15 protein-coding genes and 2 pseudogenes are annotated in these 17,647 nt (G+C 71.6%); 9 read left to right on the top strand and 8 right to left on the bottom strand.

Going from position 1 to position 17,647, the window contains the following annotated elements:
- Positions 1-314 precede the first annotated feature (314 nt).
- Positions 315-731: a hypothetical protein gene (locus tag ACWC9T_RS36550; protein WP_449825351.1), complete on the top strand. Its 417-nt coding sequence runs from the start codon at positions 315-317 to the stop codon at positions 729-731.
- A gap of 231 nt (positions 732-962) precedes the next feature.
- Positions 963-3,878, top strand: a complete 2,916-nt coding sequence (locus tag ACWC9T_RS36545; RefSeq protein WP_449825350.1) for an NB-ARC domain-containing protein — start codon at positions 963-965, stop codon at positions 3,876-3,878.
- A gap of 133 nt (positions 3,879-4,011) precedes the next feature.
- Here the strand turns inward: ACWC9T_RS36545 and ACWC9T_RS36540 are convergent, their stop codons facing one another.
- The 3 genes and pseudogenes from ACWC9T_RS36540 to ACWC9T_RS36530 form a co-directional block, all read right to left on the bottom strand.
- On the bottom strand, positions 4,012-4,230 hold the full coding sequence (locus ACWC9T_RS36540; protein WP_449825349.1) for a hypothetical protein: 219 nt from the start codon (positions 4,228-4,230) through the stop codon (positions 4,012-4,014).
- Positions 4,231-4,258: 28 nt separating this feature from the next.
- Positions 4,259-4,600 (bottom strand): hypothetical protein, encoded by a 342-nt coding sequence (locus ACWC9T_RS36535; protein WP_449825348.1) that lies wholly within the window; start codon positions 4,598-4,600, stop codon positions 4,259-4,261.
- A 140-nt stretch (positions 4,601-4,740) separates the two neighbouring features.
- Positions 4,741-5,379, bottom strand: a pseudogene (locus tag ACWC9T_RS36530) (type IV secretory system conjugative DNA transfer family protein); the annotation flags it as partial.
- Positions 5,380-5,600: 221 nt separating this feature from the next.
- Between ACWC9T_RS36530 and ACWC9T_RS36525 the strand changes: the two are divergent.
- Positions 5,601-6,983, top strand: coding sequence for a pyridoxal-phosphate dependent enzyme (locus ACWC9T_RS36525; RefSeq protein ID WP_449825347.1), 1,383 nt, complete (start codon positions 5,601-5,603; stop codon positions 6,981-6,983).
- On the opposite strand, the gene ACWC9T_RS36520 is transcribed toward ACWC9T_RS36525, so the two are convergent.
- The gene (locus ACWC9T_RS36520; RefSeq protein WP_449825346.1) at positions 6,980-7,675 is read right to left on the bottom strand and encodes a TetR/AcrR family transcriptional regulator; all 696 of its coding nucleotides are present in this window, start codon (positions 7,673-7,675) and stop codon (positions 6,980-6,982) included. The two genes, ACWC9T_RS36525 and ACWC9T_RS36520, sit on opposite strands and share 4 nt — an antisense overlap.
- Positions 7,676-7,836: 161 nt before the next feature.
- Here ACWC9T_RS36520 and ACWC9T_RS36515 point away from each other — a divergent pair, with 161 nt between their 5' ends.
- The 5 genes from ACWC9T_RS36515 (at position 7,837) to ACWC9T_RS36495 (ending at position 12,256) form a co-directional block, all read left to right on the top strand.
- Positions 7,837-8,796: an ATP-binding cassette domain-containing protein gene (locus ACWC9T_RS36515; RefSeq protein WP_449825345.1), complete on the top strand. Its 960-nt coding sequence runs from the start codon at positions 7,837-7,839 to the stop codon at positions 8,794-8,796.
- Positions 8,796-9,641 carry an ABC transporter permease gene (locus ACWC9T_RS36510; RefSeq protein ID WP_449825344.1) on the top strand — a complete coding sequence of 282 codons (846 nt, stop codon included), beginning with the start codon at positions 8,796-8,798 and terminating at the stop codon, positions 9,639-9,641. Before ACWC9T_RS36515 ends, ACWC9T_RS36510 begins: the two co-directional genes overlap by 1 nt.
- Before the next feature lie 59 nt (positions 9,642-9,700).
- Entirely contained in the window at positions 9,701-10,687 is a 987-nt protein-coding gene (locus ACWC9T_RS36505) for an aldo/keto reductase (RefSeq protein ID WP_449825343.1), read from the top strand.
- Between the two features lie 301 nt (positions 10,688-10,988).
- On the top strand, positions 10,989-11,513 hold the full coding sequence (locus tag ACWC9T_RS36500; RefSeq protein WP_449825352.1) for a DUF4188 domain-containing protein: 525 nt from the start codon (positions 10,989-10,991) through the stop codon (positions 11,511-11,513).
- A gap of 35 nt (positions 11,514-11,548) precedes the next feature.
- On the top strand, positions 11,549-12,256 hold the full coding sequence (locus tag ACWC9T_RS36495) for a C39 family peptidase (RefSeq protein WP_449825342.1): 708 nt from the start codon (positions 11,549-11,551) through the stop codon (positions 12,254-12,256).
- Here ACWC9T_RS36495 and ACWC9T_RS36490 read toward each other — a convergent pair.
- Together ACWC9T_RS36490 and ACWC9T_RS36485 are read right to left on the bottom strand one after the other, a co-directional pair.
- A pseudogene (locus tag ACWC9T_RS36490) lies at positions 12,198-12,353 on the bottom strand (helix-turn-helix domain-containing protein); the annotation flags it as partial. The gene ACWC9T_RS36495 and the pseudogene ACWC9T_RS36490 sit on opposite strands and share 59 nt — an antisense overlap.
- 39 nt (positions 12,354-12,392) lie before the next feature.
- A complete protein-coding gene (locus ACWC9T_RS36485; RefSeq protein WP_449825341.1) occupies positions 12,393-13,247 on the bottom strand; it encodes an SCO6745 family protein in 855 nt (284 codons plus the stop codon).
- A gap of 239 nt (positions 13,248-13,486) precedes the next feature.
- Here ACWC9T_RS36485 and rpe point away from each other — a divergent pair, with 239 nt between their 5' ends.
- A complete protein-coding gene (gene rpe, locus ACWC9T_RS36480) occupies positions 13,487-14,170 on the top strand; it encodes a ribulose-phosphate 3-epimerase (RefSeq protein ID WP_449825340.1) in 684 nt (227 codons plus the stop codon).
- 115 nt (positions 14,171-14,285) lie between these two features.
- On the opposite strand, the gene ACWC9T_RS36475 is transcribed toward rpe, so the two are convergent.
- The gene (locus ACWC9T_RS36475) at positions 14,286-16,343 is read right to left on the bottom strand and encodes an ATP-binding SpoIIE family protein phosphatase (RefSeq protein ID WP_449825339.1); all 2,058 of its coding nucleotides are present in this window, start codon (positions 16,341-16,343) and stop codon (positions 14,286-14,288) included.
- 413 nt (positions 16,344-16,756) lie between these two features.
- Complete coding sequence (locus ACWC9T_RS36470; protein WP_449825338.1) at positions 16,757-17,176, bottom strand: CBS domain-containing protein; 420 nt, start codon at positions 17,174-17,176, stop codon at positions 16,757-16,759.
- Between the last annotated feature and the right edge of the window lie 471 nt (positions 17,177-17,647).

Genomic DNA, 17,647 nt, shown 5'->3' with positions numbered 1-17,647 from the left:
ATCGACGTCAACTGGACGGCCCCACCCAGATTTTCGGCCCATCAGGGTGGGGCCTCAAGGCCCCCGGACTACTCTGTCCCGTAATCGGTGGTAACCAAGGGTGACCGGCATTGCTGGCCGGCGTACGGTCCTCACCGTCCGGGGTCGGGCCGTCCTGCGGCGCGGCCTCCGGCCGCAGCGGCAGTGCCACCGCCTCCGGTGCGGGCGGAGCTGGCCGCCTGAGGGAGCGCGAGGCCGGCTGCCGGGATGAAGAAGGCCGGAGCGAGAGTCTTGGCAGTGGTTGTACGCGGGTTTGGGTGCCGGCTGGATAAAGGTTGCTCTCGGTCTATTATCTGACGGGCCGTCGATTATTGCTGGAGGGCGATGTGCACCTGTCGCGGGGCGGGAAGATCACGGTCATGGCGGTCGCGGGGACGGCGATAGCTCTCACGCCGCTGTACTGGCTGCTGGACAATCCTGATACCGGCCAGCTGGTCGCTGCCAGCATCCAAGGGGCCACCGGTGTCCTTGCGCTGGTGTGGGCGTTGCTGACCACACCCTCGACGTCACAGCAAGGGACGGACACCGCGGCTAACACCGGCAAGGCCACCGCCACCGATGGCGGCCGGGCGTCCACGGGTGTGCGACGCCCGCGCGGTGTGGAGGGCGGATCGGCCAAGGCCACGGGAACGGGGGACGCGAGCGCCGACGGCTCCGGTAGCAGCGCCAGCACTGGCGTCGACTACAGCTGACTGGAGCCTGGGGCATGTCGGGGATATCGGGGGAGGAACCTCGTGATGAAGTGGCTCGCCGGACGCCGGGCTACACCTGCCCCGGATGGCGCCGCGAGACCGGCGGGTGCAGGCGAGGGGGACCTGGATGAGACGGCGGTTTCGGTCGCGGACACGGGCGCCGCCACCGCCAGGGAAGGGGCGACGGCTGTCTCCGGGTACCGCGGGCACCCTCCTGCGTCCCATGTCTCCGTGGACATTGCCAACACTGGGGCGGCCACCGTCAGCGGGCATGGCATCGCCAACACGGGCTACCTGTACATCGGGAAGCTGGTCCAGAACCAGCCGCGTCGGATCTTCCGGTTGTTGCGTCCGCCTCCGGCACTACGGGAGGTGCCCGCGTGGGTGGTCGGCCGTGCCGAAGCCGACGCGGTGATTGCAGCGGTGTGCGCGCGCCGTGGCCGCGCGGTAGGGATCACCACTGCGTTGCAGGGAGCGGGTGGTTTCGGGAAGACGACCTTAGCCCACCTCGTGTGCGCGAGCCGTCGCGTGCGGCGACGCTTTGGAGGACGGGTGTATGTGGTTACTGTGGGCCGGGACGTGCGCGGGCGGGCAGCCATTGCCGCAAAGATCAGCGAAGCTACCCGGTTCATCACCGGCGACACCACGGCCTTTGATGACCCAGACCTGGCCGGCGCTCACTTGGGACGGTTGCTCGACCAGCATCCCCGCCGCCGCAGTCTGCTGGTTCTGGACGATGTCTGGGAGCAGGACCAGCTCGATCCCTTCCTCATCGGCGGCGACCGGTGCGTTCGTCTGGTCACCACCCGCATCTCCTCGGTTCTTCCGCCGCACGCCCTCCAGGTCCGGGTTGACCAGATGTCCACTGCGCAGGCGCGCAAGGTCCTGACCTGGGAACTGCCGCTTCTGCCAGAAGATCTGACACGACAGTTGCAGAAGGCGGCCGGCCGATGGCCACTGCTGCTGCGACTGACCAACCGGATGATCGCCACCCAGGTGGCAACCGGCGCCGACCCTGTTGCCGCTGCTGAAGAAGCGCTCAGTAGGCTGCGGGAGCACGGACCGGCGGCGGTCGATGATCCTTCCACCCCGCTGGACCTCGATCACCCTGCTCAACGCCGGCAGATGGTGCGGGCGACCGTCCAGGCCGCCAGCAGCCTGCTCCCCGAAGGCGCACAGGAGCGGTTCGCCGAACTCGCGGTCTTCGCCGAAGACGAAGCCGTGCCCATCCCCCTGGTCGCCGCACTCTGGCACGCCACCGCAGAACTCGGCGAGACGGAGTCACGACGCCTGTGCCAGGCCCTGGCCAGCCTGTCCCTGTTGACCGTGGACGCCACCGACGGAGGCCGGCTCACTCTCCATGACGTCATCCGCGACTACCTGCGCGCGGAACTCGGCACACGCCGCGTCACCGAGGTCAATGCCGCACTCCTGGACGCCGCCGCGACCACCCTGCCCGAGGCCGCTCCGTTGGCACCGTCAGCGCCGCAACCGCGCACCGCTTGGTGGGAGTTGGACAACGGATACCTCCTTGACCACCTCATCTACCACCTGCTGGCTGCGGGACGAACCGAGCAGGCCGAAGCCGTGGCCAGCGACATCCGCTGGGTCGAGACCCGGCTACACCAACGCGGACCAACCGCCCCCTGGTCCGACAGCGCACGGATCCCCACCACTGCCAGCGCGCAACGCGCCCGCGAAATCTCCAGTGCCTCGCACCTACTCACACCAACCGAGCCCGCCCACGCCCTCACCGCCATCCTGCACAGCCGACTGGAACACCTGTCCGCCTGGCACGACCAAATCCAAGCCAGACAAGCCCTCTCTGATTTTCCAGCCCTGATTAACCTCGGGTCACCACCAGACATCCCCGACCCGGCCTTGCTACGCAACCTGACCGGCCACACCGGCCAGGTGGTGGCGGTGGCGATCGCGCCGGACGGCACCTGGCTCACCACCGCCAGTAGTGACAAGACGGTACGGATCTGGGACCCGGCCACCGGCCGACAGATCGCCAAACTCACCGGCCACACCGACCGGGTGTGGGCGGTGGCGATCGCGCCGGACGGCACTTGGCTCGCCACCGCCGGGGAGGACGGGACGGTGCGGATCTGGGACCGAGTCACCGGCCGACAGATCGCCAAACTCACCGGCCACACCGACTGGGTGCGTGCGGTGGCGATCGCGCCGGACGGCACCTGGCTCACCACCGCCAGTGATGACAAGACGGTACGGATCTGGGACCGAGTCACCGGCCGACAGATCGCCAAACTCACCGGCCACACCGACCGGGTGTGGGCGGTGGCGATCGCGCCGGACGGCACCTGGCTCACCACCGCCGCCCGTGACAACACGATACGGATCTGGGACCGAGCCTCCGGCCGGCAGATCGCGAACCTGACCGGCCACACCGACTGGGTGTTTGCGGTGGCGATCGCGCCGGACGGCACTTGGCTCGCCGCCACTGGAAAAGACGGGACGGTGCGGATCTGGGACCGAGCCACCGCACAGCAGATCGCCAAACTCACCGGCCACACCGACTGGGTGCATGCGGTGGCGATCGCGCCGGACGGCACTTGGCTCGCCACCGCCGGGGAGGACGGGACGGTGCGGATCTGGGACCGAGCCACTGCACAGCAGATCGCCAATCTGACCGGCCACACCGGCCCGGTCCGTGCGGTGGCGATCGCGCCGGACGGCACTTGGCTCGCCACCGCCGGGGAGGACGGGACGGTGCGGATCTGGGACCGAGCCACTGCACAGCAGATCGCCAATCTGACCGGCCACACCGACTCGGTCCGTGCGGTGGCGATCGCGCCGGACGGTACCTGGCTCACCAACATCAGCCGCGAGAGCGCGAAGACGGTGCGGATTTGGGACCGTGTCGCTCGCCAGTACATCCCCAACCTGACCGGCCGTACCGACTCGCGGCGGGCGATCGCACCGAACGGCACCTGGCTCGCCACCACTGGTGATGACAACACGATACGAATCTGGGACCGGGTGGCAGCTCACGTGGTCGCCTTTATGCGAACCGATGAAGACCTCTACACCTGCGTGTGGACGCCCGATGGCTCCGCCATCGCCGTGCTTGGCAAACGCGGTGTCTACTTCTACGAGTTCCGCCCCGGCCGCCCAGGTGAGTGACCACCAGTGGGCTCATCCACCGGACCAGCAAACCGCTACCTTTACCAGCCATCGTTACCTGGTGCCAGCGGTGGCGATCGCACCGGACGGCACATGCCTCCGAAGGCATCAACCCCCCTCAGCGGTACCCTCATTAGCGCTTCCGCTGCTGGACGCGGAGCTGTTCGACAGCGCGGTCGGCGGCGGCTTTCGCGGCGGCGAAGCGGTCCAGCTCGCTGGTGAACGTGGGGTCGATGGCCAGGATCGAGCCGTCGTCGGTGATCAGCCACCACTGGCTGCCCCGGCGGACGACCGGCGCAGCGGTGAGCGGCGTCGGACGGCGACGTCGGGTGGGCGAGTTGTTGTCGGACATGGAGAGCTCCTCGGGGAGTTGGGCGGATTCAGCGGCGCCGGCGGGCTGGGGGCGCGGCAGTTGGTGCGGTGGCCAGCGTCTCGGTCGCAAGGGCCCTGGGCCGGGTAGGCGAGGCGGCGGTGGCCGCGCGGACCCTGGCCTCGTCCGGTACGGGGCGGCCGTGGGCATGCACGGCCTCGGCGGTTGCGGTGAAGCGGCGCCGGGAGGCGTCAAGGCCGGACGGCGGTGCCCACCGGGCGGCGTTGGCGGTGAGCGCGGGGGCGAGGGCGGCGACCTCGCTGGCGGGAGCCGAACCGCGGGCGAGCAGTCGGGACTGCGCCGACCACAGGTCCAGGAACCAGTTCCCGTCGTCCAGCAGGACCGCCTGCACGCGGGCGGCTCCCGGGGCGTCCTGGTATACCCACGTGCCGCTGCTCGGTTGGCGCCAGCCAGGCCCGGCGAACGGTGGATCGGGCACTGCGGCTTGGGAACCGAACCTCGAGCGGTTGAGGGCGGAGGCGTTCGAGATGGTCATGCCGCCAGCCCGAAGCCGTCGTGGCCACGGGACTTGGCGAGGGCCCGTTCTGTGATGGCCTTGGTGGCGCGGGCGGAGGCCGGGCCGATCTCCTTGGCGGAGCGCTCTTTGTACCAGGGCTTGAGGTCGAGCATCGCCACCCGCATCCCGGTCGCGAACAGCAGCACCTTGCCCTTGGGGAGCGCGCGGATCTCGTCCGGCGGCAGGATCCGCTCGGTGCGCATCGACACCGAAGTCGACTTCCCGCCATCGGAGTTGGAGACAGAGACGGTCTGCACGTCGTGCTCGCCAATCTGCCGGGAGAGGCGGTCCGCGAAGTCCGCGTCGTCGATACCCGAGCCGATGACCTTCGTGGTGGCGGCGGACCAGAGTGCGTCCATGCCGGCCTCGCCCCAGCAGCGCTGGCCCTGGCGGTAGGACTGCAGGATGGTGATCGGGATGACGCCCCGACTGCCCAAGTGGGAGTACAGGTCCGGCAAGTCCGAGATTTTGCAGACGTTGGCCGCCTCGTCCAGGACGCACAGCGCGGGCGGGTCGAGCCGGCCGCCGTTGCGCTCGGCGACTATGGCGGCCGCGCGCATCACCGCGTCCGCAGCCGCCGCGATGATCGCCGAGGCGGAACCGCCGCCATCCTGCCGGCCAGGGTGACGGTGCGCAGCCGGTGTCGGGTCATGTCCGCTCCTCGGGGCTCGATGTCCCAAGCCTGGTCGACCCGGCTCCGGTTGGCGTCCTGCCCGGAGAGGGGCCGTCTCCCCCCGGCGGGGGAGGTGCGGGTGGGGACGGCTAGCGGGGCGCGGGTGTGGGCAGGCTCGGTCGGACACGTATGCACACGTTGCACCGGATGAAGGAGCGCATGATGACCGCTGTGCACGAATCCGTCCTCGACGCGATCGGCGGGACGCCGCTGTTCCGCCTCGCCCGGCTGGGCGCCGGGATCGCCGCGCCGATCTACGCCAAGGCGGAGTTCCTCAACATCGGCGGCAGCGTCAAGGACCGGGCCGCGCTGTCCATGATCCTGGCCGCCGAGCGGGAGGGCCTGCTGCGGCCGGGCGGGACGATCATCGAGGCGACTTCCGGCAACACCGGCATCGGGCTGGCCATCGTGGGCCGTCAGCGCGGGTACCGGGTGATCGCCGGGGTGTCGGACAAGTCGGCGCCCGAGAAGTCGGACATCCTGCGGGCGTACGGTGCCGAGGTGGTGCTGGCGACGACCTCCGTGGCGCAGGAGGATCCGCGGCACCTGTTCAACGTGGTCAAGCGGCTCACCGAGGAGATCCCCGGCGCCTGGCTCGCCAACCAGTACGACAACCTGGCCAATCCCGACGCCCATGTCCGCACCACCGGCCCCGAGATCTGGGAGCAGACCGGCGGCCGGGTGACCCACTTCGTCGCGGGCGTCGGCACCGGCGGCACCGTCACCGGCACCGGCGGGTACCTGAAGGAGGTGTCCGGCGGTGCGGTGACCGTGATCGGCGCGGACCCGGAGTCCTCCTCGTACGGCGGCGGGGACGGCAGCCCGTGGTTCGTCGAGAGCATCGGGCACTTCCTGCACCCCGAGACGATCGAGGACCGCTGGCCGCAGGCCTACCGCTCGGAGGTGATCGACTCCTTCGAACGGATCCCGGACCGCGAGTCGCTGCTGACGGCACGTCGACTCGTCCGCGAGGAAGGCATCCTGGCCGGTCCGTCCTCCGGTACGGCGGTGGCGGCGGCGCTGCGGACGGCACGCGGGCTGGGGCCGGACGACCTGGTCGTGGTGCTGCTGCCGGACTCGGGCCGCTCCTACCTGTCCAAGGTGCACAGCGACGGGTGGATGCGGCGCTGGGGCTTCCTGGAGGAGCCGGGGGAGGCGGAGGTGCGCGCGGCGCTGGAGGCGGCCGGCCCGCTGGTGGCGGTCGGTGCGGACGCGACCGTCGGCGAGGCACTGGAGGCGCTGCGGGCCGCGCCGGGCGGGGTCGCCCCGGCCGTACTGCCGCGGGCGGCGCGACCGTACGGGGTGGCCGACGCGGAGGTGCTCGGCTCGGTGTCCCGGGAGGTGCTGCTGGCGGCGCTCACGGACGGCGGGGCCAAGCCCGGCGGCCCGGTGCGCCCGCTGCTCGGGCCGGCCCTGCCGACGGTCGGGGTCGGGCAGTCGGCGGCCGAGGCGCGGGCCGCGCTGGCGGGCGGGCACCCGGGCGTGGTGGTGCTGGTGGACGGGAAGGCTGCCGGGGTGCTGACGCGGGCGGTGCTGGGAGCCTAACCGCCCGTCGCGGGCGCCAGGATGGCGAGGATGACCCGGTCCAGGGTGCGGTCGAAGGCCTGGTCCGGGTCGGCGGGCGGGCCCGCGGTGGCGAAGGCCTGGGCCAGGTTGGGGTAGGCGCCGCTCATCGCCGCCTGGGTGAGGTAACCGACCATCTCCGCCTGCCACTTGGCGCCCGCGGCCGCCGTCTGCTCGTACTGGGCGAACTGGCAGATGAACCCGTTGAACAGCGCCATCGCCTCCATCCGCGCCCCGCCGGCCAGACCGGTGGGGGCGGTGACGGCCAGGAAGTGGTCGGTGTAGCGCAGGGCGTTGGGGCCGATGCTCGGGCGGGCGAGCACCAGGGCGGGCAGCCAGGGGTGGCGGCGGAAGATGGCGAGCTGCTCGTGCGCGAGGCGCGCCAGGTCGGCCCGGACGTCGCCGCTCGGCTCGGGCGGCAGCCGGTACTCGCCGCTGGCCGCGTCGAGCATCAGGTCGAGCAGGTGCTCCTTCTTCGGCACGTAGTTGTAGAGCGACATGGTGCCCGCGCCGAGCGCGGCCGCGACCCGGCGCATCGAGACGGCGTCCAGGCCCTCGGCGTCGGCGATCACGATGGCGGCCGCGGCGATCGAGTCGCGGCTGTGGGCCGGGCGGGGGCCGCGGCCGGTGCGCTCGGGGCGCAGCCAGATCAGTTCGGGGGCCTCGGGGGGCACCGGCTTTCCGGGCTGCTCCGCACTCTCGGATCCGTTGGGGGGCTTGCTGGACGGCACTGGAAGATCACCTCGCCCTCCCATCTTAGATACGTACGGCGTACGTAGTACGATTGCGCCCGCGCACGCTTCTACGTACGCCGTACCTAGAGAAGGGTAGAGCCATGTCCGACACCGCCCGACCCGCCATCGAGATGGCGGGCGTGGAGAAACGCTTCGGGGCCACCGAGGCCCTGCGCGGCCTCGACCTGACCGTCCCGGCCGGCACCGTCTGCGGCCTCCTCGGTCCCAACGGCGCCGGCAAGACCACCGCCGTCCGCGTTCTCGCCACCCTGGTCGCCCCCGACCGGGGCGCCGTCCGGGTCGCCGGGCACGACGCCGTCCGCGACGCCGAGGAGGTCCGGCGGGCGATCGGCCTCGCCGGGCAGCACGCCGCGCTGGACGAGGGCATCACCGGCCGCGACAACCTCCACCTGTTCGGCCGGATGCACCGCCTCGGCGCGCGGCGGGCCCGGGCGCGCGCCGACGAACTGCTGACCCGCTTCGGCCTCGCCGAGGCCGGCGACCGGCTGGTGCGCACCTACTCCGGCGGCATGCGCCGGCGCCTCGACCTGATCGCCAGCCTGGTCACCAGCCCGCCGGTGCTCTTCCTCGACGAGCCCACCACCGGGCTCGACCCGCGCAGCCGGCAGGAGATCTGGGACACCGTCAAGGAGTTGGCCGACGGCGGCACCACCGTGCTGCTCACCACCCAGTACCTGGAGGAGGCCGACCGGCTCGCCGACGACATCGTGGTGGTCGACCACGGCGCCGCGATCGCCACCGGCCCGCCGGCCCGGCTCAAGGCGGCGATCGGCAGTCAGGTCTCGGTCACCCTGGCCAACCCGGAGCAACTCGCTTCCACCGCCGTGCTGTTGTCCGCCCTCTCGGGAAACGACGCACAGGTGGACGTCGCCGAGCGGACGGTCACGGTGCTGACGGCACCGGGAGTGAGCGTCCTCCTGCCGTCACTGGTGCGGGAGTTGGACGGCGCCGGGGTCGTCGCCGAGGACGTCGCGGTACGGGCGCCCTCGCTGGACGACGTGTTCCTCACGCTCACCGGTACCGAAGGAAAGGCCGCCTGATGACCACCGTTGCACACCCCGCTCCGACCGCTCCGAGTTCGGCCGTCTCGCGCCCTTCGCCCGGTGCCCGACTGGTCTCCGACAGCGTGACCTCGATGCTCCGCATCCTGCTCAACTACCGCCACTCGCCGGGCCTGTTGGCCGCCTCGCTGGCCGTTCCGGTTGTCATGGTGGTGGTTTTCGGGTACGTCTTCGGCAGCGCCATGCAGGTGCCGGGCGGCGGTGACTACCGGGAGTTCCTGATGCCCGGGCTGTTCGCCATGGTCGCCACCAACGGCATCATGCCCACCATGGTCGGTGCCGCCCGCGACGTCGGGCGCGGGGTCACCGACCGGCTGCGTTCGATGCCGGTCTCGCGCACCGGCCTGCTGCTCGGGCAGACCCTCGCCGACCTGCTGGTCAGCGCGGTCGTGCTGGCGTTGCTGGCGCTCGTCGGGCTGGCCGCCGGGTGGCGCGCCCGGCACGGGGTCTTCGACGCGCTGGAGGCGTTCGCGCTGCTGCTGCTCTTCCGGTTCGTGATGACCTGGGTCGGCACGCTGCTCGGCCTGGCCGTCGGCAAGGAGGAGGCGGCCGGCCAACTCATCGTCGTGGTCTTCCCGTTGGCGATGGTGACCAACGCCTACGTGCCCACCGGCGGGATGCCCGGCTGGCTGCGGGAGGTCGCCGACTGGAATCCGATCAGCTCCGTCGTCCAGGCCTGCCGCGAACTCTTCGCCAACCCGTCCGCCCCCGGCGACGCCTGGCCGATGCAGCACGCGCTGCTCGCCTCGCTGCTCTGGAGCGCCGTGCTGCTCGCGATCTGCGGGCCGCTGGCCGTACGGAAGTTCGCCACGCACGGACGGTGACCCGCCGGGTCCCGAAAGGTGCTGGACACCGGTGCCGGTGTGGTCTTGGGTGGGGCGCCATGGAGTACACCCACCTCGGCCGCACCGGCCTGACCGTCTCCCGCCTCTGCCTCGGCACCATGAACTTCGGTCCCCACACCGAGGAAGCCGAGGCCCACCGCCTCATGGACACCGCCCACGAGCGCGGCATCAACTTCTTCGACACCGCCAACGCCTACGGCCGCGACAGCGAGGGCAACCTCAAGGGTCGAACCGAGGAGATCATCGGCCGCTGGTTCGCCCAGGGCGGCGGCCGCCGCGAGCGCACCGTGCTCGCCACCAAGGCCTACGCCGAGATGAGCGACTGGCCCAACGAGGGCAGGCTCTCCGCGCTCGCCATCCGCAAGGCCGCCGAGGCCAGCCTGCGCCGGCTGCAGACCGACCACATCGACCTGTACCAGATGCACCACATCGACCGGGACACGCCCTGGGAGGAGATCTGGCAGGCGATGGAGGTCCTGGTCACCCAGGGCAAGATCATCTACGTCGGCTCCAGCAACTTCGCCGGCTGGCACATCGCCCAGGCCCAGGAGGCCGCCCGCTCCCGGCACTTCCTCGGCCTGGTCAGCGAGCAGTCCCTCTACAACCTGCTCGACCGCACCGTCGAACTCGAAGTCATCCCCGCCCTCCAGCACTACGGCCTCGGGCTCATCCCCTGGTCCCCGCTGCGCAGCGGCCTGCTCGGCGGCGTCCTGCGCAAGGAGCGCGAGGGCACCCGTGGCCGCAGCGCCCTGGGCTTCGCCGGCGAACTCCTCGCCAGGCACCGCACTCAGCTCCAGGCCTACGAGGACTTCGCCGCCGAACTCGGCACCGACCCCGCCGACCTCGCCCTCGCCTGGCTGCTCTCCCGCCCGGCAGTCACCGCCCCCATCATCGGCCCCCGCACCCCGGCCCACCTCGACGCCGCCCTCGCGGCCCTCGACCTGAAGCTCGACCAGAAGACCCTGGACCGCCTCGACGAGCTCTTCCCCGGCCACCGGCCCGCCCCGGAGGACTACGCCTGGTAGGCCCGGCCGTCGGCCCGAAGGGTCGCGCCTGGCAATCCCCCCGTCCGCCCCGGGCATGGGGCCGGGGCGGACGGGGGGCGGTGATACCGGGCGAGATCGGGTTGTCGACTGTCCGGATCGTGAGGGAACCGGCCTCCCGGGACGGACCACGCACAGGATGCGTGCAGCCCAGCGGGGTTGAGATCGACAACAGGTCTGAACGGTAGCGGAATTGTGGCTGCGGTGAGCCTTGACCGACCTGGTGCGCGCTGATGGAATCACCGCTTACATGGGGCGCTGGTTCGGGGAGGCAGAGATGCCCTTGTTCGCCAAACCGCTGCCGGGCTACACCACCGCCGCCGCCACCGGCGACACCGTGGTGCTGCTGATCGGCATGCGGATCAACCGCTTCTGGGCCGTGCACCACTGGGGCCCGGTGATGTTCGCGATGTTCCGGATGCTGTACGAGCTGCGCCGCAGCCCCGAGCGGGGTCTGCGCGGGCGGATCCTGCTCACCGCCTCGCCGCGCACCTACTACGTCGTCCAGTACTGGGAGTCGAAGGAGAAGCTGTACCGCTACGCCAGCGCGCCGGACGGCTTCCACCACACCGTGTGGGGCATCGTCAACCGCCTGGTGCGCGAGGGCAGGACCCGCCGGCACGTCGGGCTCTGGCACGAGACGTACATCGTCCCCGAGGGCGGCTACGAGTCGATCTACTTCGACATGCCGGCGTTCGGCCTGGCCGGCGCCACCGGCTCGCTGCCGGTGGAGCAGCGCGGTCGGCATGCCGCGCAGCGGCTGGCCTACCGGTCGGGGGAGGGCGAGGGCCCTCAGGGAGTGTCGTGAGTCGTCCGGCCGCCCCGGCGTGAGAGCGTCGGGGGATGGTCGATCAGGGCGGCGCCGCGCGGCCGGCGCGGGTGGTGCACGAGGTGCCGTACCGGGCGCAGTGGGAGTCCGCGGAGCTGGTGCGGGAGATCGTCGACGGGCAGCTGGACGCGGCGCGGGACCCGCGGTGGGGCCAGTCGGGGGCGGCCACCCCGGCGGAGTACGCCTGGTGGTCCTGGCGGCTGTGCGGGGTGGCCTGTCTGCGGATGGCGCTGGAGCACTGGTGGGGGGTGACCCCGACGGCGATGGCGCTGGCCGGTGAGTGCGTGGCGGCGGGGGCGTACGTGAGGGACGGCGAGAGCCTGCGCGGGCTGGTCCACGAGCCGTTCGCCGACTACGTCCGGCGGCGCTGGGGACTGGCCGCGCGCGCCCGGGAGCTGAAGCCCGAGGAGGTGGCGGGCGAGGTGTCCGGCGGCCGGCTGGTGATGCTCTCGGTGCACCCGTCGATCCGGGAGCCGCACGGGCCGGAGCCGGTCCGGCGCGGCGGGCACCTGGTGCTGGCGGTGGGCGCCACGGACTCCGCGCTGCTGATCCACAACCCCTCCGGTTTCCCGGGGGTGTCGCAGGCCTTCGCGCGGGTGCCGTGGCGCGCGTTCGGGCGGTTCTACGCCGGGCGGGGGGTCGTGCTCGGCCCGCCCGGGGCGGGCTCGCCAGCGACCACACCGCGGGCAGCGCCCGCTCCACCATCGCCGGGGCGAAGCTGAAGAGCGCGGCGATCACCGGCGGCCCGTCCACCGCGCCCGGCGGGGCCGAGCGACCGGCGAAGTAGCCGCGCCAGAAGCCGCGCAGCCCGACGGTCACGCGGGGTGGGGATCGTTCTCGGCCCCCGTATCCGGCCGGTTACCGGTGCACCGGCGGCATCGCGAGCGGGTTGATCGGCAACTGCTCGCGACAGAGCGCCGCGATCGGCTTCAAGGCCGCAGTCAGGCGGTCGAGTTCGTCGTGCGGCAGGCCCTCCCACACCCGGCCGGCGGCCAGGTCGGTGGCGGCCTCGACGGACCGGTGCCGGACCCGGCCGAGCTCGGTGACCGCCCCCTCCGCCGTCAGCCAGCCCCGCTCGACCAGCCGCGCCGTGGCGGCCGCCCACTCCTCGTCCGTCCACCCGCGCAGCGGCTGGAGCACCTCGCGGCTGGCGTCCAGCGCGCAGTGGAGCACCGGCGCCTCGCAGCCGTCCAGCCCGGCCGCGACCAGCGCGGCCACGTGGCCGTCCCCGCGGTGCTCGCGCAGCACGGTCGCGGCCTGCCACAGCCGCCCGTACACGTCCACGGGCCGGGGGAGCGCGGCGTTGGCGGCGGCCAGCACCCGGCCGGCGCAGTCCAGCCGGGCCACCGCCTCCTCCAGCGCGGTCGCCGCCGACTCGACCTGCTCGGGCTTCACCGGCGCCAGCAGCCGGGCCAGCGCCGCCGCCGAGCCCTCGGTCCGGGCGGTCAGCGCCTGCTCGGGGCTCGCGTGCGTCCACACCTCGGGCAGTGCCCGCTCCACCATCGCCGGGGAGAAGCTGAAGAACGCGGCGATCACCGGCGGCGCGTCCACCGCGCCCAGCGGAGCCGAGCGGCTGGCGAAATAGCCGCGCCAGCCGCCGTCCAGCCCGGCCGCCTCGAAGGCCGCCCGGCTCTCGGGCTGGAGGAAGGTGACGGCGTACACCGGCTCGAAGAGCCACCACAGCGCGCGGGCGGAGTGGACGGGATCGGACATCGGGAGACCTTCCTCGGGGGAGCTTGCCGGCTGGACGGGGACGGCCCGGTGGGCACTGGGGGCCGCTCAGGTGCTGATGGCCACGGTGGGGGTCCCGGTAACCACGGGCGGGGTGTGATGACGGTCACGCGGGGGCCGCGGGGTGCGGTAGGCGATGGCGCGGCGCGAGATGATGGGGCGAGGCGCCCGCCGACCGGGCGCCCCAGCCCTCGCAAGCCCTCGCACGAAGGTAGTCGGCCATGCCCCAGATCAACCCCAGCATTCTTTCTGCCGACTTCGCCCGGCTCGCCGACGAGGCCGAGGCCGTCCGGGGTTCCGACTGGCTGCACGTGGACGTCATGGACAACCACTTCGTGCCCAACCTGACCCTGGGCGTCCCGGTGGTCGAGTCGCTGGCCCGGGCCACCGACATCCCGCTCGACTGCCACCTGATGATCGAGGACCCGGACCGCTGGGCCCCGCAGTTCGTCGAGGCGGGAGCCGGTTCGATCACCTTCCACATCGAGGCCGCCGCCGCGCCGGTCCGGCTGGCCCGCGAGATCCGCGCCAAGGGTGCCCGCGCGTCCATGGCGCTCAAGCCGGGCACCCCGATCGAGCCGTACGAGGACCTGCTGCCCGAGCTCGACATGCTGCTGATCATGACGGTCGAGCCCGGCTTCGGCGGCCAGGCGTTCCTGGACATCATGCTGCCGAAGATCCGCCGCACCCGGGAGCTGATCGCCAAGCACGACCTGGAGCTGTGGCTGCAGGTCGACGGCGGCGTCTCGGCCGCCACCATCGAGCGCTGCGCCGAGGCCGGCGCGGACGTGTTCGTGGCCGGTTCGGCGGTGTACGGGGCGGAGGACCCGGCCGAGGCCGTCCGCAACCTGCGCGAGCTCGCGACCAAGGCGAGCGCGGACGCCTGGTGGGCCTGCGAGCACTGAGGTCCCGCTCCCAGCGGCTAGCGGCGCCGGTCGGCCGCCAGGGGGAACCGCCGGCGGCGGGAGCGATGCGCCAGAAGCCGTGCTCCTCGGTGCCGGCACGCACCCGGGATGCCGTTCATGCGGCGCAGTGCGGGATGTCTTGTTCGGTCCAGATGCATTTGCCGTCGCGGTGGTAGCGGGCGCCCCAGCGTTTGGAGAGGGCAGCGACGAGCTGCAGTCCCCGACCGCCCTCGTCGGTGTAGGCGGCGTGGCGGATGCGGGGGGTGCTGAGGCTGCCGTCGTAGACCTCGCAGGTCAGGGAACGGCTGCGCAGCAGGCGCAGGCGGGCGGGGCCTTTGGCGTGCCGGATCACGTTGCCGACCAGCTCGCTGGCCAGCAGCTCGGTGGTGGCCGCGAGATCGTCCAGCCCCCAGGCGGCCAGCTGGTTGCGGACGTATTCGCGGGCCTGTCCGGCCGCGCGGGGATCCTCCGGAAGGACGCAGGAGACGACATCATCGGTGTCGATGGCCCGTGTGTGGGCGATCAACAGCACTGCGTCGTCGTTCATCCGGCGGTGGTCGGGCAGCAGGGCCGAGACGACGGTGTCGCACAGACCGTCCAGGCGCCGGATGTCATCGTCCTCGTCCGTCGCCGTGAAGGCGGGCATCGCATGCTGGGAGAGGACCTGCTGGAGCCGGGCCAGTCCTTGGTCGACGAACTGGGTGGCGGATTCGACGAGCCCATCGGTGCACAGGACCAGCAGGCTCTCCTCGGGCAGGAGCACCTGGTGCGTTTCGAACGGCGGCTCAGCGGCACCCAGCGGCGGGTCGGCTGTCAGGTCGGGCCTGTGGACGCTGCCATCGGGGTGGACGACGACCGGCGGGGGATGACCGGCCAGAGCGAACGAGCACATCCGGGTGGTCGGGTCGAAGACGGCGTACAGGCAGGTTGCGTAGCAGTCCTCGCCCAGGTCGCCGACCAGGTCGTTGAGACGGCTGAGCAGTTCGTCAGGGGGGACGTCCAGGTCGGCGAGGGTGCGTACCGTGGTGCGCAGCTGGCCCATGGTGGCTGCTTCGTGGATGCCGTGTCCCATGACGTCGCCGATCACCATGGCAACCCTGTCGGCGGACAGCGGGATCACGTCGTACCAGTCGCCACCGACCTGCTCGCCCCTGCCCGCGGGCAGGTAGCGTGCGGCGGCGCGGACGCCAGGCAGGCGGGGTAGCGTCTGGGGCAGCAAGGAGTTCTGCAGCTCCTGCGCCCGAGCGTGCTCCACGTCGTACAAGCGGGCCCGCCCCAACGACTGGCCGACCAGACCGCTCAAGGCGGTCAGCAGCGTGCGCTCCTCGTCGGTGAAGGAGCGCTGCCGGGCGAAGGACACCGAACACATGCCGATGGCATGCCCGGAGGCGATCATGGGCAGGAACGCCCACGCGTTCTTCTGAGCCTCCGCCGGTATGTGTTTCAGTGTCGGATAGCGTTGGCAGTACTCTGCGGCCGACTCGATGAACCGGGGAGCACAAGCCTCGAACACGTCGGCGGCCACCGGGTAGTCGGTGACGGCGAGGCCGTCGAGCAGGTCGAGGAGTTCCTGCGTGTATCCGGCCGAGTCGACCACATGCTGTCGGCCGCTTTCGAACACCCAGACTATGAGCCCGTCGGCGCCGAACGAGGGCAGGACGTGCTGTGCGACGGCCTGTACGACCTCCCGCGAGGTGACGGCCTCGGCGAGCGCGGCGGTCAGTTTGCCCATCCGGACCGTCCGCTCCGAGCCGGCCACGGAACGGCGAGCGGGTGGCGTGCCGGGCAAGTCCTTCAGTCGGGTAGTGGCCCATTCCGCCACCGAAAGCAGAAAGGATCGCTGTACTTCTTCCGGCTCGCCGGACCCGGCGATGATCACGGACAGTACGCCGATCGGTCCTTCGGCACCGAGGAGCGGCACTGCCGCCGTGCCGGCTGCCCCGATGCCCAGGCTGTCCCCGCTCACCCAGGCATAGCCACCGCGCCGCACGGCGCGTACGGGGGCCACGTCCTGCTCATCGGACAGATCCGCCCACACCTCGGCGTTCTCCGCGGCCAAGCCGGTGGCCGCGACCAGGCGCAGCCGGTGAGTAGCGGGATCGCACCAATGCAGGAACGCGCCCCGGCCCTCCAGGCACTCGGCGGCTTTGAGAGCCAGCGTCAGCGCCTCCATGCCCTGTGGCGTGTCGTGCGGAGCAGTCGCAGGGCTCAGCTGTGAGCGTCGGGGAGGGCTTCCGGCTTCGGCTGCGGTAGAAGCCACCTCGCCTCCTACTTGCTCCTGGGTCGCAATTCGGCGCATATAACAACAGGGACGGCAAATCGGGCAAATTTCCAGTACTCACCCTACTCCGCACCCGCCCGCATCCGCGCGGAGCGCTGTCCGCCCGCGACGCGGACGGGCACAGGGCGCGACATCGGCAAGCCGGGTGTTCGCGGTGTGGACGGCGTGGTCGAAGTTGGGCACTCCGGTGCCAGTCGTGACCGTCGTATCTCCGTGTGACAGTGGCCTTGGGGCCACTGTCGAGCCACGACGGCGGTCCGCTCCGGGGGAGCATCTCACCACGACTGCCGTGGTCGGCTGTGAGATCAGGCGGGCGCGCAGATGGCCTCGACGAACTCGGCGACCTCGTGTCGGTTCAGGTGTCGTGCGATGTCGGCTTCGCTGATCATGCCGATCAGCCGGTGAGCCTCGATGACCGGCAGGCGTCGGATCCGGTGCTGCTCCATGAGGCGCAGGACCTCGGCCGCGTCGGCGTCGGCGTCGACCGTGATCGGCTTGCCCTGGGCGAGTTCGCCCGCGGTGGTCGTCTTCGGGTCCCTGCCCTCCGCGAGGCACTTCACCACGATGTCGCGGTCGGTGATGATCCCGTGCAGCCGGTCGTCGGCACCGCAGATCGGCAGCGCCCCGACGTCCAGTTCACGCATCCTCCGCGCCGCTGCCTCCAGCGTTTCGCTCTCCTGCGCACAGGTCGCTCCAGCGTGCATGATCTCCCGCGCAGTGCTCATCACCGTTCCTCCTTCGTGCCGTTGATCCAGAGCTCACCGCGAAGTTGCCGGGGATTCTGACGTCGGGCGCCGACGAGTCCCCGGTCATGGTCCGATAGGCCCAGTCCGGGCCGGTGACGGGCCCTGAACGGACAGGGCCGGCCGTGCGCGAGCGGGCGCACACGTGCCGAATGCGTTCCTCCGCCGGGGCGGGTGCCCTCGATGACGATGTGGTCTGCGACTGCGGCCTTCATTTCTCTCGCACTCCTGGATGTTCGGGCCCGGCTACGGGTGGCGCCGCTGACGGAAGGCCGATGGTCCGGCCGGTGACGGCGGAGGGAGCGATCCCGATCCACACATGGCGTTCACCCCCGGCCCACGGGTCCGGGTCGCCCTCGCGCATCAGCTGCTCAATCGCCACCTGATCGTCGACACGGACCGCCGTGCCCGAGACCAGAACGCTCCAACCGCCGCGCAGCGCCTCGTCGATGT

The sequence above is a fragment of the Kitasatospora sp. NPDC001159 genome, from assembly GCF_053598235.1.
This window is presented reverse-complemented; position numbering and strand designations above follow the sequence as displayed.